This is a genomic window from Vicinamibacterales bacterium (assembly GCA_036496585.1).
Taxonomy (GTDB): domain Bacteria; phylum Acidobacteriota; class Vicinamibacteria; order Vicinamibacterales; family 2-12-FULL-66-21; genus JAICSD01.
The window spans coordinates 1-24037 of the sequence record DASXLB010000031.1 but is presented as its reverse complement, the minus strand read 5'-3'; the positions used below and the strand labels follow the sequence as shown (position 1 = coordinate 24037).

Below are 24037 nucleotides of genomic sequence, written 5' to 3'. Positions count from 1 at the left end.
TGGTTGCGGGGGCAGGATTTGAACCTGCGACCTTTGGGTTATGAGCCCAACGAGCTACCGGGCTGCTCCACCCCGCGTCAGAGAAGTTCTCATACTAACACCCCAACCACGCACGGTCAACTACCGGCGTCCGGTCGTTGCGCGCGTCTCCTGCTGCAGCGTCTGCACGAACGCCCGAGCTGGCGGCGGAGCCACCACGTCGGCCTTCGCCAGCACATCCCTGGGAGTCATGGTCGTGCCGTACGCGTTCTGATTCGCGCTCTTGTCGGGACGAAGCACGCCGCCCGAGATGTCGATCCCCGCATACGCGCCCTGCGTTCGCGAATACGCCAGGATGCCGGCGTGCAACTGCGCGTCGGTACTGGCCGACGCCATGCGGCCCACGGGACCGGCCGCGACCGCGGCGTCACCGCCGAGGTTGACCTTGTCCTGCAGCATCTTCTCGATGCCACCCTTGTTCATGACGAGCAGCACCAGATCCACCTGCTCCCCACCGATCTGGAAGCCCATGCTGCCCTTTTCGATTTCGACGAAGACCGGCGCGCTCCAGCCGGCTCCGCTGTGACAGCTGAGCACGCCCTTACCGAACTCCCCACCCACCATGAACGCCGCTTTCTTCAGGTTGGGAATCACCGCGACACACTCGGCGCGGCTCCAGAGCCCATCAGGAATGCCCTTGTCAGGCTCGGCGCGAAGCTCGCGCACCACCGACGAAGCCTCTTCGAGCCGCTTGGTCTCGGAAGACGACAGATCCGCCGCCCCCACAATCGCCGACAGAAGTAATACCGACGTAGAAACCGCTATGACGTGCCTCATCCCACTGACCTCCTCTTTCATGCCGAGAGTGGCAGTTGCAGGATCCGGGCCGGTCAGAACGGATCGAAGCACCCGTCGAAGGCATACAAGAGGTTGCGTACCTGGCGTCCGTCTGAGCCGGCGACGATGGGGCCGCCCAGCGCTTCCGCCGTGCCGCCCAGCGCGGCGGCGTAACAGGCATTCGCGCCGACCGAGAGATCGTAGGTATCACGCAGCGTCACCCCGTTGGGGCCCGACCAGACGACGGTGCACACCCACTCCCCCGCGCCGCGGCGCTCGCCCGCCGCGCGATAGCAGCTCGCGGCGACCCGCAGCGAGCGAACCGGCATCTCGGTCAGGCCCATGCGCGCCAGCTGAGCGTGCACGAGGTTGGCGAACGTGCCGGCGACCGCCGCTTCGACACGCGCTTCCGTCACGTCACTCCCGCCGCAGCCGGCGAGCAGCAGTGTGCCGAACATGAACGGGAGATGCCACCGCGCGCGCGCCGTCACGTGATGTCCCGCCCAAGAAAGAGGCGGCGTCCCCATGCGATCAGCACGCCGGCACATCCGAGGTTCACCACCGCACCCCAGACGAGCGGGCGATAGAACGCCGGCTGCGCCAGCAGGCCGTGCCAGCCTTCGAGCGCGGTGACGGGCAGCAGCAGCCGCCAGCGCGCCGGCACGTCGACGAGCGCCGCCAGCTGCAGCACCAGCGCCGCGAAGATCGGCACCCCGACACCGGCCACGCTGCTGCGCGTCGCGATCGACGTCACGAGCGCCGCCGCGGTAATCGCAAGACACGGGGGCACCACCGAGGCCCACGCCAACGCGATGCGGGCGGCCGCCGCCGCCGGCGCGAGCTCCGCGCCAGACAGGTCGATCAGTGGCTGCGTCCCCGTCCACACGGCGCCCGCCAACCCCGCACTGACCGCGAGCACCAGCAGCGCACAGGTCAGGAATCCGCAGGCCACGAGCGTCTTCGCCGCGAACACCTCCGAGCGGCTTCGCGATCGGGTCAGCGTGACGGCCCACGCGCGATGGCGATCCTCCGACGCGAACAGGTCGCCGCCGGCGACGGCCGCAATCACCGGCAGCCCCCACGTTCCGGCAAAGCCAAGCACGACGAGCGGGATCGCCAGACCGGAGTCGAACACGAGGCGTCCAAAGAGGGTGTCGGAGGGAACTGCGCCCTGACCCGCCAGCGCGATCACGAACACGATCGGCGCGACGGCGCAGACGATCAACACGCCGCGATACAGCCACTGCGCCAGCGCCTTTCGGCATTCGACGACGATCGCAGCCGCCAGCGCGCGGGGCGCCGTCACGAGGCAGCCCCGGGACCTGTCAAATGCAGAAACACCGTCTCGAGCGATCGCTCGCGAGGCCGCAGCCGCCGTACCGCGATGCCCGCCTGTCCGAGGGCGACGACGTAGCGATCGATCGCATCGGGCGCGCCGGCGATCAGGAAGCCCGCGTCGCGATCGACGCCGGCTGGATCAACGCGTACCGCCGCATGGTGCTCCGCGATCGCGATCGCCGCAGCATCGTCACTCGTCTCGATCGCGTGCATCTCGGGACCGGCCAGCGCGCGCAGACGGTCGACGTCCCCACTGAAGACGACGGTGCCGTCGCGGAGAACCGTGGCCGACGAACAGAGCGTCTCGACCTCGACCAGATTGTGACTGCTGAGCAGAACGGTCGTGCCGGCGTCCGCGAGCGCCCGGATGAGCGCCCGTACCTCGCGCGCGCCGGCCGGATCGAGCGCGCTCGACGGCTCGTCGAGCAGCAGGAGGCGCGGCGCACGCAGCAGCGCCGCCGCGAAGGCGAGGCGCTGCCGCATCCCCGCCGAATAGCCGGCCACCTTGCGATCGGCCGTGCGGGCCAGACCGACGCGCGCGATCGCTTCGTCGACCGCCGCATCCGTCATCGAAATATCATCCATCTGCGCCGCAAGGATGAGATTGCGGCGCCCTGTCAAATACGGATAGAAGCCGGCCCCCTCGAGCACCGCCGCAACCCCCCTCGAGAGGCGCGATGGACGGAGCGGCAGATCTCGATCGAGAACGCGGATGTGACCCGCGTCGCGGATCACGAGTCCAAGCAGTATGCGCAGGAAGGTGGTCTTGCCCGCGCCATTCGCCCCGAGCAGGCCGTGAACCTCTCCCTCGTGGGCGGTCACACCAACGTCACGAAGGGCACTTACTTCCCCGAAGTACTTGGTGATCCCGCTCGCCTGCACCACGACCGTGGCAGCGGCATTGCACATGAGCCCGCAACCACGTTACCACGCGGCTGGACGCGCCTCATGGCGTCCATGCTGTGGAGAGAGCGATGAAGTCGTCAGTCATTCGCACGCTGGGCGCCATTCCCATTGTCCTCGCGGGGCTCGCGGCGCTCGTGATCGTGGCGAGGCCGTTGGCGTCGACCGGAAAACCGGACAAGGCCTTGTCCGCCCCGCAGGACACCCGCGTCATCCCGGTGGTCGCGCCCTCCCCCGAGCAGCTCGCGGCGCTTCGCTCCAAGATCCAGCACGTCGTCTTCATCGTCAAAGAGAACCGCTCCTTCGATAATTACTTTGGTACCTTCCCCGGCGCCGAGGGCGCGTCGTCGGCCGTGATCTCGACTGGCGATGAAGTCACGCTCGGGCGGACGCCCGACGTCATGCCGCGCGATCTCGGGCACGAATGGGAGGACACGCACCTGGCGATAGACGACGGAAAGATGGATCGCTTCGATCTGGTGAGCGGCGGTAGCGTCGACGGCGACATGCTGAGCATGTCGCAATATCTCGACGCCGACATTCCCAACTACTGGAACTATGCAGAGCACTTCGTGCTGGCCGATCACATGTTCGCCTCGCTGGCAGGGCCGAGTTTTCCCAACCATCTGTACACCGTGGCCGCCACGTCCGGCGGCGTGTTCACCAATCCCGCCGCGCTGGCGTGGGGATGCGATGCGCCGGCCAGCGCCTCGGTCGGCGTGATGGACACGACGGGCGGCACGACCCGCGCGTATCCGTGCTTCGAGTACACGACCATGGCCGACCGACTCGAAGCGGCGGGCGTGTCGTGGCGCTACTACGCACCGCAGCGCGGCCAGCTCGGGTACCTGTGGTCGGCGCTGGACGCGATCGGCCACATCCGCAACAGCCCGCTGTGGACGAGCCGCGTGATGGGCGACGACCAGTTCATGGCCGATGCGTCGAATGGCAACCTGCCGGCGGTCAGCTGGGTCGTCCCCGATTTCGCGGTCAGCGATCACCCGAGCCGGCCCGGGTTCGGCAACGCGAGCGTCTGCACCGGCGAGAACTGGACGGTGAGCCACATCAACGCCATCATGCAGGGCGGCAACTGGCCGTCGACGATCATCGTGCTGGTGTGGGATGATTTCGGCGGGTTTTACGATCATGTGCCGCCGCCAACCGTCGACACCTATGGACTCGGCCCGCGCGTGCCCATGATGGTGATGTCGCCGTACGCGAAGGAAGGCACGATTTCGCACACCAACTACGAGGTCGCTTCGGTGCTCCAGTTGATTGAAAACCGCTTCAAGCTGAAGGCACTGACCCAGCGCGATGTCGAGGCCAACAGCGTCCTCGGCATGTTCGATTTCTCCCAGACGCCGGCGCCCCCCTACGTGCTGCCGCTCCGCGATTGCGGCGCCTGACGCATGATGCTTCGCCGGATCTCGTCCTCGGCCGCCGTTTCGCTGGCGCTGGCGTGCGGGTCGCCCGCCCTCGCGCAGGACACGCCCGCGCGCGTCGCCATCGACGTCGGCGTCTCCACGCAGACCTCGTCGACGACGTTCGCGCAGACGGTGAGCTTTGAGGCGTATGCCGAAACCGGCACGCTGACGACGTCGTACTCAATCGCGCAGCGTGCGCGCCTCGAAGGCGGCGGCGTCGTCCGCCTGTGGCGGGGTTTCGGGATCGGCGTCGCCGCCACGTCGATGAGCGGCACGGATCCGGCGCAGATTGCCGGCGAGATTCCGCATCCGATCAACGCCAATCAGCCGCGGGCCCTTACCGGTACCGCCGGTGCGTTCCACAGCGAATCCGCCGTCCACCTTCAGGCCACGTACTGGTTCCCGGCGACGCCCCGGATCGACGTGATCGTCGGCGGCGGGCCGACGTTCATGCGCGCGGAACAGGACTTCGTGTCGGACGTCAGCTATTCGCAGACCTTCCCATACGACACCGTGACGTTCCAGAGCGCGACGCTGACGCGCGAAAACAAGCGGGCGACGGGATTCAACGCTGGTGCCCGGGTCGGGGTGCGGCTCGTCGATCACGTGGGCGTGTCGGGCCTGGTGCGTTACTCGCGCGCGACCGTGAACTTCCCCGACACTGGGGCCTCGGCGGTGCGGCTCGGCGGCCTCGAAATCGGCGGCGGTCTACATCTTACGTTTTAGTAATGATTTAGCGCGAAATACTTGAGCCGGCGGCGCGAGTACCGGGTATCCTGTACCCGTCTCCATGCTCAATTCAAGCATCGTGCGTCCGCTTACCGCGGCGGGCATTGCCCTCTGTGTGTCGATTGCCGGAATTGCGCGCGCCCACGGCGCGACGCCGCAGCAGCACATTCCGGTCTTTCCCGGCGGCGCTCGGAATTCAGACGATGCGCGCCTCGCGGCGTTCCGCTCACACATCCAGCACATCGTCTTCCTCATCAAGGAAAACCGTTCGTTCGACATGTATTTCGGCGCCTTCCCCGGCGCCGACGGCGCCGCAACCGCGATGATCTCGACGGGCGAGCGGGTGCCGCTGCGCCGCGCGCTCGATCGCATGCCGCGCGACGTCGGCCACGACTGGGAAGACGCGCGTACGGCGATGCACGGCGGCGCGATGGACCGCTTCGACATGATCCGCGGCAACCAGCGCAACGACATGCTCAGCCTGACGCAGTTCCTCCGCGCCGACATCCCCAACTACTGGAGCTACGCCGAGCATTTTGCGCTCGCCGATCGCATGTTCTCGTCGCTCGCGGGTCCGAGCTTTCCGAACCATCTCTACACCATCGCTGCCCAGTCGGCGGGCGCGCTCAACAATCCGAACTCGTTCGCGTGGGGCTGCGACGCAGAGGCGGGCACGGGCGTCGACGTGATGAGCGCCACCGGCGCGTTGTCGCGCCAGTTTCCCTGCTTCGAGATGACGACGGTCGCCGATCGTCTCGAGGCCGCCGGCGTGTCGTGGCGCTACTACGCGCCGCAAGCAGGCGAGCACGGGTACATCTGGTCGTCACTCGACGCCATCCGGCATATCCGCACCGGACCGCTCTGGACCTCACGCGTGCTTCCGCACGGCCGTTTCGTCCAGGACGCGGCCGCTGGTGCGCTGCCGGCGGTCAGCTGGCTTGTGCCCGATTTCGACGTCAGCGAGCACCCGACAGTCGATGCGTTCGCCGGCACCACGCTCAGCGTCTCAGCCTGCGCTGGCGAGAACTGGACGGTGCGGCAGATCAACGCGATCATGCAGAGCCCGGCGTGGGCGTCGACCGCGATCGTCCTCGCGTGGGACGATTTCGGCGGCTTCTACGATCACGTGCCGCCGCCCGGAGTCGACGCCCTCGGCCTCGGCCCACGCGTCCCGCTCATCATGATCTCGCCGTATGCGCGCGAAGGGGTCGTCTCCCACACCAGCTACGAGTTCGCTTCAGTGCTGCAGCTCATCGAGAACCGCTACGACCTGAAAGGGCTGTCGAAGCGCGACGTCGAAGCGAACAGCATGCTCGACATGTTTGATTTCAATCAGCCGCCGGCGCCGCCGCTCGTGCTGCCGCAGCGGACGTGTTCGTAGCGTGGCACGCCCGCTCGACATCCAACGCGACGCCGTCGTCCTCCGTGATCACCGCGATTGAGCCAAGGCGCGCGGCGCCGTGAGCGACATCCCCGCGCGTGACGGCGTTCTGTAGCATCTCCTGACCGGAACGGTTCTCGATGCGGCATCGGCCTTCGCCGCGGCGCGACGAGGACGACGATCGCGGGCGGTGCAGTTCCGGCAGGGGGTGACATATGATGCCCCCGTCGTGTTTCGCTACTGTTACCAAGGGAGGCCGCGATGAACCGTCGCGATGCGCTCGGGACGATGTCGCTGGGCGGAGCATCCATTCTGGCGGGCGTGCACCCGATGTACGCGCAGGCGGCCACCGGCGCGGCGCCGGTCAGGATCCGCGACATCAAGGCGATCCTCACCGCCCCGAACCGCATCCGGCTGGTCGTGGTGAAGATCGAGACGACCGAGCCTGGGCTGGTCGGCTGGGGGTGCGCCACCTTCACCCAGCGCGCGCTGGTCGTGCGGACGGCCATCGACGAGTTCCTGCGTCCCTTTCTGATCGGACGCAACGTGGACGAGATCGAAGACATCTGGCAATCGAGCTACGTGAGCTCGTACTGGCGCAACGGCCCCGTCCTTTTCAATGCGATGAGCGGCGTCGACATCGCGTTGTGGGACATCAAGGCGAAGCGCGCCGGCATGCCGCTCTATCAGCTGCTCGGCGGCAAAGTGCGGCTCGGGGCGGACTGCTACTTTCACGCCAGCGGCAACTCGCTCACCGAAGTGGAAGACAGCGCGCGCCGCGCGATGGAGCAGGGATTCCGTCACGTCCGCGTCCAGATCTCGACCCCGGGGCTGGCCGGCTACGGCGCCAACGGCACGCGCGCGACGCCGACCGCTCCCGGCGAGGCGGTCGGCCCGACCAACCCCGGCGCGGTCTGGGAGTCGGCACCGTACGTGCGGCTCGTCCCCAAGCTGTTCGAGCACCTGCGGACGAAGCTGGGCGACGAGGTGGAACTGCTGCACGACGTCCACGAGCGAGTCACGCTGAATCAGGCGATCAACCTGTGCAAGGCGCTCGAGCCGTACCATCCCTTCTTCGTCGAGGATCCCTTCCCTCCCGAGGAGAACGATCATTTCCGCCTGCTGCGCCAGCAGACGTGCGTGCCGCTCGCCATGGGCGAGCTGTTCAACAACCAGCATGAGTACGTCCCGCTGATCAAGGATCGCCTGATCGATTTCATCCGTATCCACATCTCGCAGATCGGCGGCCTGAGCCCGGCCCGCAAGGTCGCGGCGTTCTGCGAGTACTTCGGCGTGCGCACGGCCTGGCACGGCCCCGGCGACGCGTCGCCGATCGCCCACGCCGCGCAGCTCGCGCTCGAGCTCGCCAGCTACAACTTCGGCGTCCACGAGGGGAGCGGCTTCCCTGCCGACACCCAAGCAGTGTTCGTCGGCTGTCCTGAGGTGCGGAACGGCTACATGCTGGCGCGGGAAGTCCCCGGACACGGCATCGAGGTCGACGAGCAGGCGGCGGCACGTTTTCCAGTCACCGACGCGCCGCCCAACTTCGACTACACGTGGGGCACGACGCGACGGCGCGACGGCACCGTCATTCGCCCGTGAGATCCGAAGCTCACTGGTGGTCCGCCTCCCCCGCCAGCGGCGTGAGATAGCGCGACCGTGACCGTTCCGACCCGCGCGCGCTACCGCGTCGTGGCGCTCGCCACGGCGCTGGCGATGATCACGCACCTCGACCGCGCCTGCATCGCGACGCTGGCGCCAAGCATCTCGCACGATCTCGCCCTGAGCACGGTGCAGATGGGATACGTCTTCACCGTGTTCCAACTCGCCTACGCGATGTTCGAGATCCCGACCGCGTGGTGGGCCGACCGGCGCGGCACGCGATCGGTGCTCTCCCGCATCGTGCTCTGGTGGTCCTGCTTGACCGCCGCGACTGGCGCCGCGTTCAGCTATCCGGCGATGCTGGCGGTGCGCTTTCTGTTCGGCGTCGGCGAGGCCGGCGCGTGGCCGTGCGCCGCGCGCACATTCTCACGGTGGATTCCGGCCCGCGAACGCGGCACCGTGCAAGGCGTGTTCTTCGCCGGCGCGCACCTGGTCGGGGGTTTGACGCCCGCGCTGGTGCTGTGGCTTCTGCGGTTTCTGTCGTGGCGGCAGATCTTTTTCGCATTCGGCGGGATCGGCATTGTCTGGGTGGCGTGCTGGTTCACCTGGTTCCGCGACGATCCGTCGCTGCACCCGGCTGTCAACGCCGCTGAACTGCAGACCATCGTGGAGGAGCGGCTGCCCGAAACGCCGCATGCCGGCGGCGCGGCCTACTGGCGGCGGCTGGCCGGGAGCCGCAACATGATCGCGCTCTGCATCATGTACATCCCTAACTGCATGATTTTCTATTTCTGCATCACGTGGCTGCCGACGTATCTCAAGCAGCGCCACGGATTCGACGCGGCCAGCCTCGGCGTGTTCGCCGGTCTGCCGCTGCTGGTCAGCATGCCGGGCGACCTGCTGGGAGGAGTCGCGACCGATCGGTTGGCTGCACGCTTCGGCCTCCGTGTCGGCCGTGCGGGACTCGGCGCCGTCGCCTATGCGGGCGCCGGACTGGCGCTCTTCGGCGCGGCCGCGACCGACGCGCCAGTGCTGGCGGCCTCGCTTATCGCCGTCGCCACCGGCCTGACCATGTTCACCCTCGGCGCGGCATGGGGCACGGTCATCGAAGTCGGCCGCAACCATGTGAGCGTCGTCGGAGCCGCGATGAATTCCGCCGGCAACATGGCGGCGATGCTCAATCCGCTGATCGTGGCGTATTCGGTGCAGTGGTTCGGGAGCTGGAACCTGCCGCTGTACCTGATGGGCGGCCTTTTCCTCGCCGGGGCGGTCTGCTGGATGCTGGTCGACCCGACGCGGCCGATCTTCGACGAAACACTCACCGCGTCACCGGCAGCCGCGTGACGCTGTCGCGCGCCTCGGCATACCAGCGCCGCCACGCGTCGAGAATTTCACGCGTGGCACCCTGCCGTTCTTCGAGCGCCAGACGGTCGGCCTCGGCTCGCGCGATCAGCGCACCGGTCTGACGTGCGTCGGCCGCTGTCGCTGAGGCCAGAAACCATGCACTGGTCGCCACCGACACGCCGACGTTGACCATCTCGGAACCGCTCACTTTGTCGGGTCGATCGAGGTTGGTGTGGTAGTAGCGGTCGGTGAAGTGCCAGTTCAGCACCGCCGGAACGCCGGCGTTCTTGAACTCGGTGTGGTCGCTTCCTCCCTCGTAGGGATTCGTTTCGACGACCCAGCCCGTATCCTGGGCGCGGCGGCGGCACACGGCGAGGTGGAGGTCGTTCAGGAGGCTGCCCTTCAGCTCGCCTGGCTTCACGACACTGGCCCCCCACGCGGTATGCGGATCGGACGGCCTCGGCCACACCGCCGAGGGATCGGGCTGCTTCTCGATGAGGAACGTGCCGCCGGTCTTGCTCGTGTCTTCGCCGGTCATGTCGAGCGAAAACATGTACTGCACCCCTCTCGCCTGCTCGGGATGCGCGTTCAGCCAGGCACGACTGCCGCGGTTCTCGTCGCCCCAGATGAAGGTCAGCGTGCGGCCGGGGGGCGGCAGCGCATGCGCGTCGATCGCGCGCTGCAGCCCCGACGCCAGCGCGAGCAGCGTCCCGCACCCGCTCGCGTCGTCGCTGGCGCCCGGCTCCTGGATGTGCGCCACCATCACGATGCGCTCGTCCGGGCGCTCGGTTCCCGGGATTTCCGCGACCACCATGCGGTTCGGGCCGTCGTAGAAGGAGGAACGGATATCGGCCTTCAGGCGGACGGGGCCGGCCGCCAGCCGCTCGCGCATCTTCGCGGCGGCGCGCCAGCTCGCCTTGAACGCGAACGCCTTCGCCGTCTCGTCATAGGGGACGCTGCCCCATTGCAGCACGTCCTGCTGATCGGCGAAGGTGAAGCGGGCTGGATCGTCGGGACGGACATACGCCGCGATCGAAATGGAGATGACGCCGATGGCGCCGCGCTGCTTCACCGCCTGCTGCCAGAGAACGCCGACGGCAGCGTTCCCCAGCACCACCGCTCCCTTGACGTCGGCGCCGGCAAAATCAGCCGGCGTCGCCCCGCCGACGTCGACGAGCGGCGCCTCGACCGGACCGTTCGTCGAAAACGAGTTGATGCAGAGCGCCACACGGTCGCGTTCTTTCGACAGGACGACCTCGCCGCTATCGGCGAACGTGACCGTCGCCTGCTGGTAGTCCCATCCCTTGCCGCGGAGCGGGAATTCCTCGACGCGGACCGCGATGCCGGCGCGCCGCACACGATCGCGCAGGTCGTCAACGGTGGCGTTGAACCCGGGATTGCCGGCGATGCGCCAGTACGGCTCGACGAACTGCACGACCTCGAGAGCCGGCGCGGCCTCGACTCTGTCCTTCAGTGCCAGATAGGCGCGCTCGATGCCAGCCGGCAGCGGCGGCGCCTGCGCCGCGACCGCGCCAGTGAGCAGCGCAGCAACCGCTATCGCGGCGCCGACGTTCACGCCCGATGCGGCTACTCGACGCACGCGATACCCGTGAGATCGAGCAGGACGTCGACGCCGGTGTTCTCGTGCGCAGACAACGGCGCACGGCGCCCCTGGCATTCGGCGCCTTCCGGTGTGAGCGCGCCGAAGTAGTGACGCGAGACCTCGGGCGTGAGGTAGCCGATCTTCTCGCCGCCGGCGAAGACCGCCACGGCGGTCAGGTTGAAGCGGTTGGCCGGCTCGGGCTTGATCGTCGCGCTGAATTTCGACGGCAGGCGCTGGATGCGCTCGAGATAAGCCGGGCCGGCCGCAAGCGGAACGTGCGCTGTCGGATCCATCGACTTCATATTGTACGCGGCCACGACACCGTCGGCCCACTCGCCTTACGCGCGTCTGTCCGGATCGTGGCGCCGCGCCAGCGCCCCCATCCCGATCAGCAGGAGGCCGCCCAGCGCCGAACCCGCCAGCCCCAGCGTGAAGCTGCGCGGTCGAAAGAGAAATTCCACTCGGTGGGTGCCCGGCGCGACGTCGGCGCCGAGAAAATCGTTCTCGACCTGCAATGGCCGGCCTGCGACCCGGTCCACGCTGACCTGCCAGCCCTGATCGAACCGCTCGGTCAGCGCCAGCCTCGCCGGCACGGCGCACGACATCTGCACGACGATACGGCCTGGCTCGTCGACGAGGACCGCCGCGAGACCACCCGCCGACGACTCTCCGACGACACGCGCCCGCGGAAGCGCCCCATCCAGCGGCCTGACCTGCTCGTCGTCGAACAATCTTGCCTGGGCCCCCGCGAGCCACTGGAAAGCGTCGCTGTCGGCGGGAAGCCTCGTTGCAGGGATCAGCCCGAGATACCCGGGCACGACCTGAAAGCCCTTGATCACTGGGAAGTCGGCCCACTTTGTCGAGGCCCACACCCGGAGATTGTCGGGAGCGGCCCGTGGAAGGCCCCGCATCTGCGCGCCGATCGTCTGTGCCGGCCGGTAGTACACGTAGCTGATTCCCCACCAGCCCAGATCGAGCATCGTGATCACGATGAGCGCAGCGGCCGCGCCTCGCGCCCGGCGCGCGGCAAGCACGAACGCGACGGTCACGGCGATGACAATCGCCGTGCCTCTTGCCGCCGGCGCCAGTGCGGACAGGGGAAGTACGACAGGCAGCCCGAGAATCCGCGTGTTGACGAGAATCGTCGTGAGCACGCTGGCGGCGGCCCATGCGCAGAGCGCCAGGCTGCGGCCGGACGACAGCCAGGCGGCTGGCCATTCGCCGTGAACCAGGTCGTCGAACGCCGTGGCGGCGACGATCGCCAGTGAGAACTGGACGAGCACGATATAGCGCGCCGGCGCCCGCAACGACCCGAGCACCGGCAGGTATGTGACGAGCACGTCGAGGCCGCCGTACTGTCCCAGGGCCATGACGAACATCACCGCGGCAAACCCGAGACAGGCAACGACGAGCCTGCGCCGCGCGCCCAGAGCGCGCCCGCGCATGAACAGCCAGAGGGGCGCAATCATCAGGAGCGTGCCCGAATAGACGCCAAGCTCGTGCACCTGCAGGTACTCCGGCGGCGGCGAGAAGGCGCGATGGACGAAAATCCGCGGCGCCCAGAACTGGAACACGTTCCAGGGTGAGAGCGAGTACGTCAGGGCAAACGAACGGTCGATGCCGGAGCGGACAGAGTGGCCGGCCGCGTCGAGCGTCGGCACGAGCTGCGCCGCCCCGACGAGGAGCCCGACGCCGCCGGCGGCGGCGCAGGCGACGATCCTTCCCCATCGCCGCGTCTCGCCGGCGCGCAACAGACCGAAGCCGGCTGCCGCGAGCACGTTCCACCACACGGCCTGCGGAAACCCCAGCAGCAGCTCCGAGCCCACGACAAGCGCGACGCCGGCGAATCCAGCCGCCCAGTCGCGCCGCCGATCGGCGGTGATGAGCACGTCCTCGCACGCGAGCAGCCACGGAATGTGCGCCGTCACGGCGACCAGGTTCAGATGATGGTGGTGCAGGAGCTGAAACCCGCTGAACGCGAAGAGCATCGCGCCGACCAGCGCCGCCGCCGGCCTGACGCCGAGGCGCGCCAGCAGCCAGCGCATGCCGGTGAATGCGAACAGGTAATTGGCGATCAGCTCGAGATTGAACGCCACCTGCAGTGGCAGCAGACCGTAGAGCAGCAGGTGCAGCGGATGCAGCATTCCGACCTGCCCCTCGCCGTGCAGGTAGACGCCGCCGTAGACCGACGGCGTCCACAGCAGCAGGTGTCCGTGGCGCAGGGCGTTGGCGTAGAGAAACCGCAGCGGCAGGTGAAAGTTCTGCAGGTCGTCGAACAGGAAGACCCGGCCGCTGACGAGCGGCCACAGCAGCGGCAGCAGCAGGGCGCCGCTGCAGGCAGCCGCGACCCGGGCCAGGACGCGATCGCGCTGGCCGGCGTCCCCCGGCATCATGCGGGCGCGGCCGGCTTGCGAAACGCGAGGATCAGCTCGCCCCGCAGGATGTACCGCGTCGCCTCGTGCGTATAGCCGCGCCTGGCGAAGTCGTCCAGCAATCCGGCGCGCGTGTAGTGCGAGATGTGCTCGTCGGCGTAGCCACCCGGCGCGAAGAAGCCGTAGAGCTTCTCCGTGTAGACCCATTCCTTGCGGTCGTAGTCGGGCGTCCCCAGCACCAGGCGACCGCCTGGCTTCAGCACGCGGCACAGTTCGTCGATGAACGACGGCTGCATCGGCACGTGCTCGATCACCTGCGAGCAGAGCACGCACGGGAACGTCGAATCGGCGAACGGCAGCGCCGCGCCGCTGCCACGCACCAGCGGAACGCCGAAGCGCCGTGCGAATCGCAGCTTGTTCGGCAGGATGTCGAGCGCCACGCTGCCGCGCGGCAGCGACCCGATGATGTGGCTCGATCCGCAGCCGACGTCGAGCACGGCACCTTCGCCGCCGATCAGCTCGGTAATATGCGCGAAACGCCGCCGCTGCCAGTACCGCTGCAGCGGAATAACGCTGTCGTGCGCGCGAAAGTCGTAGTCGGCCGCGGCGATCGAGTTCCGCAGCTTCCAGAGCCCGAACGCCGTGCGCGCGTAGGCGGTGGTGAGCTTGCGCGGCGCGCCGGGACGGACATCCGGATTGGGGACGTAGACGAGCGGCACCTCCATCACCTTCCAACCCGCGGCATAGGCGCGCACGAGCACTTCCGGAAGGAGGTCGTATCCGTTGGCCTGCAGCGGCAGCGCATTGACGGCGCGCGTATGGTACAGACGCAGCGCGCTCGACACGTCCGAGACGCCGAAGCTCAGCGCCCGCCTGAACGCCGTGGTCAGCAGCCGGCTGCCCACGCGGCGGCCCGCCGTCATCTGCGCGCGGCCTCCGTCGACGTAGCGGGACGCGATGAGGATTTCCGCGTCGTCCCGGCGGGCCCAGAGATCCTGTACGAACGCCAGCGGCGGCGCGGCATCGGGATCGACCGTGATGATGAACCTGCCGCGCGCCTGCTGAAAGGCGCGCCGCAGCGTGGCGCCAATCCCGTCGGCAGCGGTCGGGAGCGCCACGATCTCGGTTTCCGCCGGAATCGCCGCGGCCTGCCGGCGAACCTCGGCCAGAAACGGCTCGGGATGGCGCAGCCGTTCGATCCCGGCGACGATGAGGGTCAGGGCAACCAGATCAGATCTTCGGCAGTGTGACACCGCGCTGCTTCAGGTACTTGCCCTGCTTGTCGGCGTAGGACACCTCGCAGGGTTCGTCTCCCTGGAAGAACAGCACCTGTGCCAGCCCCTCGTTGGCGTAGATCTTCGCCGGCAGCGGCGTCGTGTTGGAGATTTCGAGGGTGACCGTTCCCTCCCACTCGGGCTCGAACGGCGTGACGTTGACGATGATGCCGCAGCGCGCGTAGGTCGACTTGCCGAGGCACACGGTCAGCACGTCGCGGGGGATCCGGAAGTACTCGATCGTCCGCGCCAATGCGAACGAGTTGGGCGGGACGATGCACACGTCGGCCTTGACGTCGACGAACGAGCGCGGGTCGAAATTCTTCGGGTCGATGACCGTGTTGTTGATGTTGGTGAAAATCTTGAACTCGTCGGCGACGCGGATGTCGTACCCATACGACGAGAGGCCGTAGGAGACGACCCCCTGACGAACCTGGCGATCCTCGAACGGCTCGATCATGCCGTGCTCGAGCGCCATCTTGCGGATCCACCTGTCCGACTTGATCCCCGCCATGGCCTATCGCGACAGCTCCATTCCGCGGAAGAAATAGCCGAGCTCGTAGGCCGCGGTTTCCGGTGCGTCGGAACCGTGGGTGGCGTTGGTCTCGATCGACGCGCCGAAATCCTTGCGAAGGGTGCCGGCCTCCGCCTTGGCCGGGTCGGTCGCCCCCATCAGCGCGCGCCACTTCTTGATCGCATCGGGGGTCTCGAGCGCCATCACGACGCACGGACCAGAGGACATGAACCGGGTCAGGCTGGCAAAGAACGGCCGCTCGCGGTGCACGGCATAGAAGCCTTCGGCCTCCGCCTGCGTCAGGTGCACGAGCCGCATGGCACGAATGGTGAATCCAGCCTCTTCGATGCGCCCGATGATGCGTCCCGTGTACTTCGCCGCGACGGCATCGGGCTTTACGATGGCAAATGTGCGTTCCATATCCTGAGGATTATATATGCGAGCGGATGAGCATGAAGGCGCTGTGGAAGGCGACAAGCCGACCGATTGCCCGCAGCAGGGGAACGACAACGCTCAGGCAGCCGCGCACGCCCTCGACGACCAGGGCTTGCCGCAGAACACCGACAAGATCGAGGAGGACGTGATCGGCGCCAACCTGGACGAGACCCAGGGATAGCGCTCGCGGAAGCGCGGGAGGAGAAGCGTCGGACCGGAGCTGAAGCTCCGGCCTACAGGTCGACGCTACTGACGGCCGTTGGCCGTCGTGCCGCCCGGGGCCGGCTTCAGGTACTTCGCGTACCAGTCGAGGTACCGCTGCAGGCGATCGATCTTGTAGGACGGCACGGTAATGCCGTGGAACTGGTTGGGGTAGATGACCAGCTCGGTGTCGACGCCGAGGCTCTTGAGCGCCTGGTACATCTGCTCGCCGCCGACGAGCGGCACGTTGAAGTCCTTGTCGCCCCCGAGAAACAGCGTCGGCGTGTGGATCCGATCGGCGTGGAAGAACGGATACGAGATCTTGATCCAGAGGTCCTGCGATTTCCAGGGCGGCCCGATCTCGTTTTCGTACTGCGTGATGTACTCGTCGACGCCGTACATCGACAACTGCAGCGCGCTGCCGGCGCCGCTCGTCGCCGCCTTGAAACGCCCGTCGGTGGCGATGCTGTAGTCGGTCAGGATGCCGCCATAGCTCCAGCCGCCGATCCCGAGGCGGTCCGCGTCGACGTAGGGGCGCTTCTGCACTTCGTCCATCGCCCCAAGCAGGTCGACGACCTCCCTGCCGCCCCAGTCGGCAAAGATCGCTTTCTGGTAGACGCCGCCGCGGCCGTTGCTGCCGCGGTAGTTCACCTGCACGACCACGTAGCCGTTTGCCGCGAAGAGCTCACGCTCGAAGCTGAAGGCGTGCTCGTCTTCGCCGTTGGGGCCGCCGTGGATGCGGAGCAGCGTGGGATACTTCACGCCGTCCCGAAACGTGGCCGGCTTCTCGATCAGGCCGTGCACTTCGGTGCCGTCCTTGCTCGTCGAGGTGAACTCCTCGGTCTCGCCCAGAATCAGGTCCTTCATCCACGCGTCGTTCTGGTGCGACAAGCGACGCAGGGCGTGTCCCTGTCCGAGAAGCGCATAAACCTCGGCGGGCTGCCTGTCGTTCGAGACGAGCTCCGCGTACTGCCCGTCGAGCAGGCCCGCCGAGAGGCTGCCGGCGACGCTGCCAGGAGCACCGAGGCGTTCGACCTTGCCGTCCTTGAGCGAGACGCGCACCGGATACTGCGACCGGTCATCGGTCACGGTCAGGACGATCGAACTGCCGCCTTCCTCCCAGATCGGCTGGCGCACCGGCCGATCCAGGGATTCCCCGACAAATCGCGGCTGCCCGCCCGCGGCCGCGATGACGGCGAGCTTGGGCTGACGGTAGGCCGAATACTTCAGTTCGTCACCGGCGAGGTAGCTGATGAACTTGCCATCCGGGCTCCAGGCGAGCGGCCCTTCGTCGGCCGTCGGCGCGGTGGTGATCTGGCGCGGCTCGACGCCCGGCTTCGCGTCGATCACCCAGACGTCGGTGTTGTCGTTGCGGTCGACGTCGCCCGGTCCGCGCTTGCTGACAAAGGCGATCCGCGTCCCGTCGGGCGACCACACCGGCGACGACTCGTCGTAGAGGAGGCCTGAGGTGATCGCGACCGCCTTCTTCGTGTCGAGGTCGAAGAGATACAGGTGCGTCCGCTCGTTGCGCAGGTACCCCTGGATGTCTTCCTTGAAGTGATACCGGTCGATGACGATCGGCGGCGGCGTCTTCTTCCGGTCCTTGTTCGCGGAGTCGTCATCGTCCTTCGGATCGCGCGGATCCGGCTCGTTGACGACGAACACCAGGTGCTTGGCGTCCGGCGCCCAGGCGTACTCAGAGATCCCGCCCTTGACGTCGCTCACCTTCATCGCCTCGCCGCCGGCGCGATTGAGCAGCCACAGCTGGCCGTCCTTGGCCCCCTGCCGCGACGAGACGAATGACAGGTACTTGTTGTCGGGGCTCCAGCGCGGCTGCGACTCGCCGTCGGGCGACGAGGTCACCTGGATCTCCTGCGTGCCGTCCCAGGCGGCCATCCAGATGTCGGTGTCGTTCTTGTCGGTTTCCTTGACGGCGCGCGACACCGTATAGGCCACCCACTTGCCGTCGGGCGAGCGTTGTGGATCGCGGACGTCCTTGATGCTGTAGACGTCGTTGGCGTCGAGGGGGCGCTTCTGCCCCCGCGCGACGCCGGGAATCGCCAGCACCGCCAGTGCCAACGCCGCCGCTGTGTACTTCATAGCTATGCCTGTCTGGGACAGGAAGGCTCTAGCGGTGTTCTTCCATGACGGCTTCGAGCACGCCCTTGCCGGGACGAAGGGATTCGGGCGGCAGGAACGCCAGCGGCGTGTCGACCAGGTTCATCTGGGTGAGCAGATCGTCCTTGTCGGACTCGATGTAGAGGACGCCGGTGGCGAATTCGCCGCGGCTGTGCGTTTCGTGCATCAGCCGCATGGCGGCCAGCTTGTCGGTCGGCTTGTAGTCCTCGGCCACCTTCTTCAGATACAGCCGCGAACCGTCGTGCATGGTGACGGCGGTGGTGGTGCCGGCGTCGTAGTCGACGGTGATGTCCTCGAAGAACGGCACGAAGTTCACCTCGCCGCTCGGCTCGTCGTGCTCCTTGACGTAAGCGTAGCTCTTGGTCGAGCCCTCGTGATCGTTGAAGGTCACGCACGGCGAGAGCACGTCGATCATCGCGGTGCCGCGATGCGCGATCGCCGCCTTGAGGATGGCGAGCAGCTGCCTCTTGTCGCCGGAGAACGAGCGCGCCACGAACGAGGCGCCGAGCTGCACCGCCATCATGCAAGTGTCGATCGGCGGCAGGTCGTTGGGCTGGCCGTTCTTCTGGGTCGAGCCGACGTCGGCGGTCGGCGAGAACTGCCCCTTGGTGAGGCCGTAGCAGCCGTTGTCCTCGATGATGTAGACAATCGGGACGTTGCGGCGCATCAGATGCACGAACTGCCCGATGCCGATCGCCCCAGTGTCGCCGTCGCCGCTGATGCCGATGGCGATCATCTTGCGGTTGGCGAGGAGCGCGCCGGTGCCGACTGAGGGCATGCGGCCGTGCACGGAATTGAACCCGTGCGCCTCGCCCAGGAAATAGGCCGGCGTCTTGCTCGAGCAGCCGATACCCGACAGCTTGAGCACGTCGCGCGGCTGGATGCCCATCTCGAAGAAGGCGTCAATGATGCGTTCGGAAATGGCGTTGTGCCCGCAGCCCGCACAGAGCGTCGTCTTGCCGCCGCGATAGGGCGTGATTTCGAGGCCGATCCGGTTCTTCTTGGGTTCCACGATCACTCTCCCTCGCGGGCGGCGGTCGTCACCGTCGCGCGTCCCGCCGTTGCCGCCTTGACGGTCTCGGCCGCCTTCCGTCCTTCCTGCACCAGGATGTCGTCGGCCAACGATCGCGCGTCGATCGGCAGACCGTTGTAGTGGAGCACGCTCCGCACGTGGTTGGTCGCCCCGGCCGGCAGCTCGAGGCGCAGCAGCATCTTCATCTGTGCGTCGCGGTTCTGCTCGACAACGTAGATGCGCTTGTAGCGGGAGATGAACGCGTCCACTTCGGGCGGGAACGGGAAAGCACGCAGCCGCAGGTAGGCGGTGGCGAGGCCTGCCTCCTGCTCGAGCTGGGCGCGGCACTCCACGATCGCCCAGTGACTGGTCCCGTAGCCGATGATCCCGACCTCGGTCGCGGCGTCCTCGACGACCGGCGCCGGCACGTGCGACTTGGCCGTCTCGAACTTGCGGGCCAGGCGATCGACGTTGTTCTGGTAGTCGTCGGGACGCTCGCTGTACTGGCCGCGCGCGTTGTGCCCGGATCCGCGCGTGAAGTACGACGGCATACCGGTCCCCGGCAGCGTGCGGTAGGGGATGCCGTCGCCGTCGACGTCCCGGTAGCGCCCCCACTCGCCGCCGAGCTCCTTCACCTTTGCCGCGTCGAGCACCTTGCCGCGGTCGTAGACCCGGTCGGGATAGGTGAACGGCGCCGACATCCACATGTTCATGCCGAGGTCGAGGTCGCTCATCACGAAGACGAGCTGCTGGAAGCGTTCGGCGAGATCGAACGCGTCCTGCGCCATCTCGAAGCACTCCTCCACCGACGACGGGATGAGCAGGATCTGCTTGGTGTCGCCGTGCGAAAGCATCGCGGTCGAGAGGATGTCGCCCTGCGCGGTGCGGGTCGGGAGCCCCGTCGACGGACCAACGCGCTGGATGTCGAACACGACGCCTGGGATCTCGGCGTAGTAGGCGAGGCCGGCGAACTCGCTCATCAGCGAAACTCCGGGGCCCGACGTCGAGGTCATCGCCCGCGCGCCTGCCCAGCTGGCGCCGAGCACCATGCCGATCGAGGCAATCTCGTCCTCGGCCTGGATGATCGCGTAGGTCGCCTTGCCGGTCGCGGGGTCGGCGCGGTACTTCTTCATGTAGCCGATGAGCGCCTCCGGGAGCGACGAGGACGGCGTGATCGGATACCACGCGCAGACGGTGACGCCGGCGAACATCGCGCCGAGCGCACCGGCGGAATTGCCCTCGATGAGGATCATCCCGGTGGTCTTGTCCATCCGCTCGACGTGGAACGGATCCGTTTTCGTCAGGTGCTGCGTGGCGTAGTCCGCGCCGGCCTTGAGCGCGCCCATGTTGAGATCGGCGGCCTTGACCTTCTTGCCGAACTGTTTGCGCAGGGCCTTCTCCATCTCCGTCATCTCGATGTCGAGGAGATGGCTCAGCACGCCGTCGTAGATCATGTTCTTGACGAGGCGACGCAGCTTGGCATCGGTGCAGACGGTGGCGACGAGCTTGTCGAACGGCACCGGGTAGAACGAGAGGTCGCTGCGCAGCTCGTTGAGCTTGAGCGGCTCGTCGTAGAGGACGGCGCGCCCGGGCTCGAGCGACATCACGTCTTCCTTCGCCGTCTCGACGTTCATCGCGACGAGGAAATCGACTTCCTTCTTGCGCGCGACAAAGCCGTCCTTGTTGGCGCGGACGGTGTACCACGTCGGCAGGCCGGCAATGTTCGACGGGAACATGTTCTTGCCCGAGACCGGAATCCCCATTTGGAAAATGGAGCGCAGGATGACGAGATTGGCTGTCTGGCTGCCCGACCCGTTGACCGTCGCGACCTGGATGCTGAAATCGTTGACGACGCGTTGCTGCATTAGGCCCTCAGTAGTTCCTTGACCGCCGCGCCGATGTCGGCCGGGCTCTTCACCACCCGCACGCCGGCCGCCACGAGCGCGTCCATCTTCTCCGCCGCTGTGCCCTTCCCGCCCGCGATGATCGCGCCGGCGTGGCCCATGCGCCGCCCCGGCGGCGCCGTCTGGCCGGCGATGAAGCCGACCACGGGCTTCCGGAAGTGCTGGGTGATCCACGCGGCGGCGTCCTGCTCGGCGTTGCCGCCGATTTCGCCGATCATCACCACGGCCTCGGTCTGCGGGTCGGCCGCGAAGAGCGACAGAGCGTCGATGAAGCTGGTCCCGATCAACGGATCGCCGCCGATGCCGATGCAGGTCGTCTGGCCCAGCCCGTTGTTGGTGAGCTGGTGAATCGCCTCGTAGGTCAGCGTGCCGCTCTTCGAGACGATCCCGACCCGGCCTTCCCTGCAGATATGGCCGGGAATAATGCCGGCCTTCGCCCGTCCGGCCGTTATCAGGCCCGGGCAGTTCGGGCCGATGACGCGCGTCTTCCCACCGCGGATGGCCCCGAACACCCGCAGCATGTCGAGTACCGGGATACCTTCGGTAATGCAGACGACGAGGTCGAGCCCGGCATCGGCCGCCTCGAGCACCGCGTCGGCCCCCCCGGGGGGCGGCACGAAGATGACCGAGGCGTTCGCCCCCGTCTCCCTCACGCAATCAGCCACGGTGTTGAAGACCGGCCAACCTTCGTGGATCGTCCCGCCCTTGCCCGGGGTCACGCCGCCAACCACCGTGGTGCCGTAGGCCTGGGCGGCTTTGGCGTGGAACGTGCCCTCGCGACCGGTGATCCCCTGCACCATCAGCCGCGTGTTTCTGTCGATGAGAACTGCCATAAATCTCCGCCGGGTCTGAAGACCCGGCCTACTGGGTCCGAAGGCCCGGCTACTTTGCCAGGGCGACGACTTTCTGCGCCCCCTCGCTCATGGTGTCGGCCGTGGCGAACTTGAGGCCGCTCTCCCCGAGCATCTGTTTGCCCTTCTCGACGTTGGTGCCTTCCATGCGCACGACGATCGGCACCGGGACGCCGAGGTCCTTGACGGCGGCGATCACCCCTTCGGCGAGCACGTCGCACCGCAGGATCCCGCCGAAGATGTTGATGAAGACGGCCTTCACTGCGGTGTCGGCCATCAGGATGCGAAACGCGTTCTTGATCTGCTCCGCGTTGGCGCCGCCGCCGACGTCGAGGAAGTTGGCCGGCTCCCCGCCCGCCAGCTTGATGATGTCCATCGTCGCCATCGCCAGGCCGGCGCCGTTGACCATGCAGCCGATGGTGCCATCGAGCTTGATGTAGTTCAGGCTGTACTTCGAGGCGTCGACCTCGAGCGGATCCTCCTCCGCGACGTCGCGCAGCTCCTTGACGTCGGGATGGCGGTAGAGGGCGTTGTCGTCGAAGGTCATCTTGGCGTCGAGTGCCAGCAGGCTGCCGTCCTCGGTGACGATGAGCGGGTTGATCTCGAGGAGCGACGCGTCGGAGGCGATGAACGCGTTGTAGAGAGCGGTCATCAACTTGCCGGCCGCGGCGACCTGCGGTCCCTGCAGCCCGAGCGCGAACGCGAGCCGCCGCGTCTGGTAGGCGGCCAGGCCAACGCCGGGATCGATGAACGCCTTGAAGATCTTCTCGGGCGTCTCTTCCGCGACCTTCTCGATTTCGACGCCCCCTTCGGAGCTGACCATCAGCACCAGCCGCTCGCTCGATCGGTCGAGGACGATGCCGAGGTACAGCTCGCGGGCGATGCGCAGGCCCTGCTCGACGAGCACGCGCTGCACCTTCTGCCCGGCCGGTCCGGTCTGATGGGTGACCAGGTTCATGCCGAGCATCTTGGCCGCCGCAGCGCGGGCCTCATCAGGTCCTTTCACGACCTTGACGCCGCCGCCCTTGCCGCGGCCGCCGGCGTGAATCTGGGCCTTGACGACCACCGTGCCGCCGCCGAGCCGCGTCGCGGCCGCCGCCGCATCGGCGGCGTCGAACACGACCTCCCCTTGCGGCACCGGCACACCATGCCTGGCGAGAATCGCCTTTGCTTGATATTCGTGAATCTTCATTGGTGTGAATCCTAGCAATCATATCGTCGTTCTTCGATAGATGTAAGATCCGGGATTGATGTCGCCTCGCGGGGTCTTTTCATCCTCTGCCGGCACCAAGCTCCTCATCGGCGCCACCGGGCTGCTGCTGTTCGCGTACCTGGTCCTCCACCTCGCCGGCAACCTGGGGATCTTCGCCGGACAGGACACGTTCAACCACTACGCGCACTTCCTCGAAGGCAATCCGCTCATCGCCCCGGCGGAAGTCGCGCTGGTGCTGCTCTTCCTGGTCCACATCTACAAGACCGTGACGATGTGGACGCGGAACCAGGCGGCGCGGCCGGTCGGCTACGTGGAGAAGCGCTGGGCCGGGCACACGAGCCGCAAGAGCCTCGGATCCACGACGATGATCTGGTCGGGGCTCGCGACGCTGGTGTTCGTGGTCATCCACGTCGCCCAGATCAAGTACGGCGCCTGGTATCAGATCGGCGATCCGCCGATCCGCGATCTCTACCGCACCGAGATCGAGGTGTTCTCGAACCCGGTGTGGGTCGCGGTCTACGTGGCGGCCATGGGGCTCATCGGCCTGCACCTGCGGCACGGAATTTCGAGCGCGTTTCAGTCGATCGGCGCCAGCCACCCGGTTTTCACCAAGCGGCTGGTCGCGATCGGCACGGTCGTCGCAATCCTGATTGCTGGCGGCTTTGCCATCATTCCCATCTGGGTGTACCTGACGAGATGAAGATCGCAACTGAGCTGAGCGAGAGAGCGTGCCGGGAAGTCCGAGGGCCGAGGCCCCTCGAAACAGGTCGCGACGCGAGCGAGTACCACGAGCGCGCCACGCGAACGGCGCGCGCCGGCGACGCGGCGCGCGAGAGAGCATGCCGGGAAGTCCGTGAGGCGAGGCCCCTCGAAACAGGTCGCGACGCGAGCGAGTACCACGAGCGAGCCACGCGAACGGCGCGCGCCGGCGACGCGGCGCGCGAGAGAGCGTGCAGGGGAGTCCGAGGGGCGAGGCCCCTCG

The 24037-nt window shown here is 67.2% G+C and carries 22 protein-coding genes and 1 tRNA gene; 7 read left to right on the top strand and 16 right to left on the bottom strand.

Going from position 1 to position 24037, the window contains the following annotated elements; translation table 11 throughout:
• The 5 genes from VGI12_10745 to VGI12_10725 form a co-directional block, all read right to left on the bottom strand.
• Nucleotides 1-77: transfer RNA gene (locus VGI12_10745), tRNA-Met, on the bottom strand.
• 43 nt (nt 78-120) lie between these two features.
• Complete coding sequence (locus tag VGI12_10740) at nt 121-816, bottom strand: lipid-binding SYLF domain-containing protein (protein HEY2433140.1); 696 nt, start codon at nt 814-816, stop codon at nt 121-123.
• A 53-nt stretch (nt 817-869) separates the two neighbouring features.
• The gene (locus VGI12_10735; protein ID HEY2433139.1) at nt 870-1274 is read right to left on the bottom strand and encodes a hypothetical protein; all 405 of its coding nucleotides are present in this window, start codon (nt 1272-1274) and stop codon (nt 870-872) included.
• 29 nt (nt 1275-1303) lie between these two features.
• Nucleotides 1304-2122, bottom strand: a complete 819-nt coding sequence (locus VGI12_10730; GenBank protein ID HEY2433138.1) for a hypothetical protein — start codon at nt 2120-2122, stop codon at nt 1304-1306.
• Nucleotides 2119-3063 carry an ABC transporter ATP-binding protein gene (locus VGI12_10725; protein ID HEY2433137.1) on the bottom strand — a complete coding sequence of 315 codons (945 nt, stop codon included), beginning with the start codon at nt 3061-3063 and terminating at the stop codon, nt 2119-2121. The genes VGI12_10730 and VGI12_10725 overlap by 4 nt, the downstream gene beginning before the upstream one ends.
• Nucleotides 3064-3128: 65 nt before the next feature.
• On the opposite strand from VGI12_10725, the gene VGI12_10720 reads away from it, so the two are divergent.
• From VGI12_10720 to VGI12_10700, 5 genes are all read left to right on the top strand, one after another.
• Nucleotides 3129-4463: an alkaline phosphatase family protein gene (locus VGI12_10720; protein HEY2433136.1), complete on the top strand. Its 1335-nt coding sequence runs from the start codon at nt 3129-3131 to the stop codon at nt 4461-4463.
• Nucleotides 4464-4466: 3 nt separating this feature from the next.
• Nucleotides 4467-5207 carry an outer membrane beta-barrel protein gene (locus tag VGI12_10715; GenBank protein ID HEY2433135.1) on the top strand — a complete coding sequence of 247 codons (741 nt, stop codon included), beginning with the start codon at nt 4467-4469 and terminating at the stop codon, nt 5205-5207.
• An 82-nt stretch (nt 5208-5289) separates the two neighbouring features.
• Nucleotides 5290-6591, top strand: a complete 1302-nt coding sequence (locus tag VGI12_10710) for an alkaline phosphatase family protein (GenBank protein ID HEY2433134.1) — start codon at nt 5290-5292, stop codon at nt 6589-6591.
• Nucleotides 6592-6852: 261 nt separating this feature from the next.
• Complete coding sequence (locus VGI12_10705) at nt 6853-8193, top strand: enolase C-terminal domain-like protein (protein HEY2433133.1); 1341 nt, start codon at nt 6853-6855, stop codon at nt 8191-8193.
• A 57-nt stretch (nt 8194-8250) separates the two neighbouring features.
• The gene (locus VGI12_10700) at nt 8251-9537 is read left to right on the top strand and encodes an MFS transporter (GenBank protein HEY2433132.1); all 1287 of its coding nucleotides are present in this window, start codon (nt 8251-8253) and stop codon (nt 9535-9537) included.
• On the opposite strand, the gene VGI12_10695 is transcribed toward VGI12_10700, so the two are convergent.
• Genes VGI12_10695 through ndk form a run of 6 tightly spaced genes read right to left on the bottom strand, consistent with a single transcriptional unit; the run spans nt 9512 to nt 15720 of the window.
• Nucleotides 9512-11137, bottom strand: a complete 1626-nt coding sequence (locus tag VGI12_10695) for a M28 family peptidase (GenBank protein ID HEY2433131.1) — start codon at nt 11135-11137, stop codon at nt 9512-9514. The genes VGI12_10700 and VGI12_10695 overlap by 26 nt on opposite strands.
• A complete protein-coding gene (locus VGI12_10690) occupies nt 11125-11433 on the bottom strand; it encodes a hypothetical protein (GenBank protein ID HEY2433130.1) in 309 nt (102 codons plus the stop codon). The genes VGI12_10695 and VGI12_10690 overlap by 13 nt, the downstream gene beginning before the upstream one ends.
• A gap of 45 nt (nt 11434-11478) precedes the next feature.
• Nucleotides 11479-13533 (bottom strand): hypothetical protein, encoded by a 2055-nt coding sequence (locus VGI12_10685; protein ID HEY2433129.1) that lies wholly within the window; start codon nt 13531-13533, stop codon nt 11479-11481.
• The gene (locus VGI12_10680) at nt 13530-14765 is read right to left on the bottom strand and encodes a methyltransferase domain-containing protein (protein HEY2433128.1); all 1236 of its coding nucleotides are present in this window, start codon (nt 14763-14765) and stop codon (nt 13530-13532) included. The genes VGI12_10685 and VGI12_10680 overlap by 4 nt, the downstream gene beginning before the upstream one ends.
• Entirely contained in the window at nt 14743-15300 is a 558-nt protein-coding gene (gene dcd, locus VGI12_10675) for a dCTP deaminase (GenBank protein ID HEY2433127.1), read from the bottom strand. Before dcd ends, VGI12_10680 begins: the two co-directional genes overlap by 23 nt.
• A gap of 3 nt (nt 15301-15303) precedes the next feature.
• Nucleotides 15304-15720, bottom strand: a complete 417-nt coding sequence (ndk, locus tag VGI12_10670) for a nucleoside-diphosphate kinase (GenBank protein HEY2433126.1) — start codon at nt 15718-15720, stop codon at nt 15304-15306.
• Between the two features lie 43 nt (nt 15721-15763).
• Here ndk and VGI12_10665 point away from each other — a divergent pair, with 43 nt between their 5' ends.
• Nucleotides 15764-15916: a hypothetical protein gene (locus VGI12_10665; protein ID HEY2433125.1), complete on the top strand. Its 153-nt coding sequence runs from the start codon at nt 15764-15766 to the stop codon at nt 15914-15916.
• A gap of 65 nt (nt 15917-15981) precedes the next feature.
• Here the strand turns inward: VGI12_10665 and VGI12_10660 are convergent, their stop codons facing one another.
• From VGI12_10660 to sucC, 5 genes are read right to left on the bottom strand one after another with little or no spacing between them, the layout of a single operon-like run.
• Entirely contained in the window at nt 15982-18036 is a 2055-nt protein-coding gene (locus tag VGI12_10660; GenBank protein HEY2433124.1) for a S9 family peptidase, read from the bottom strand.
• Between the two features lie 28 nt (nt 18037-18064).
• Nucleotides 18065-19087, bottom strand: a complete 1023-nt coding sequence (locus VGI12_10655; protein ID HEY2433123.1) for a 2-oxoacid:ferredoxin oxidoreductase subunit beta — start codon at nt 19085-19087, stop codon at nt 18065-18067.
• A gap of 2 nt (nt 19088-19089) precedes the next feature.
• Nucleotides 19090-20952 carry a 2-oxoacid:acceptor oxidoreductase subunit alpha gene (locus tag VGI12_10650; protein HEY2433122.1) on the bottom strand — a complete coding sequence of 621 codons (1863 nt, stop codon included), beginning with the start codon at nt 20950-20952 and terminating at the stop codon, nt 19090-19092.
• Complete coding sequence (gene sucD, locus VGI12_10645; protein ID HEY2433121.1) at nt 20952-21824, bottom strand: succinate--CoA ligase subunit alpha; 873 nt, start codon at nt 21822-21824, stop codon at nt 20952-20954. Before sucD ends, VGI12_10650 begins: the two co-directional genes overlap by 1 nt.
• A gap of 49 nt (nt 21825-21873) precedes the next feature.
• Nucleotides 21874-23034: an ADP-forming succinate--CoA ligase subunit beta gene (gene sucC, locus VGI12_10640; GenBank protein ID HEY2433120.1), complete on the bottom strand. Its 1161-nt coding sequence runs from the start codon at nt 23032-23034 to the stop codon at nt 21874-21876.
• 58 nt (nt 23035-23092) lie between these two features.
• On the opposite strand from sucC, the gene VGI12_10635 reads away from it, so the two are divergent.
• Entirely contained in the window at nt 23093-23755 is a 663-nt protein-coding gene (locus VGI12_10635) for a succinate dehydrogenase cytochrome b subunit (GenBank protein HEY2433119.1), read from the top strand.
• The last annotated feature ends 282 nt before the right edge of the window (nt 23756-24037 follow it).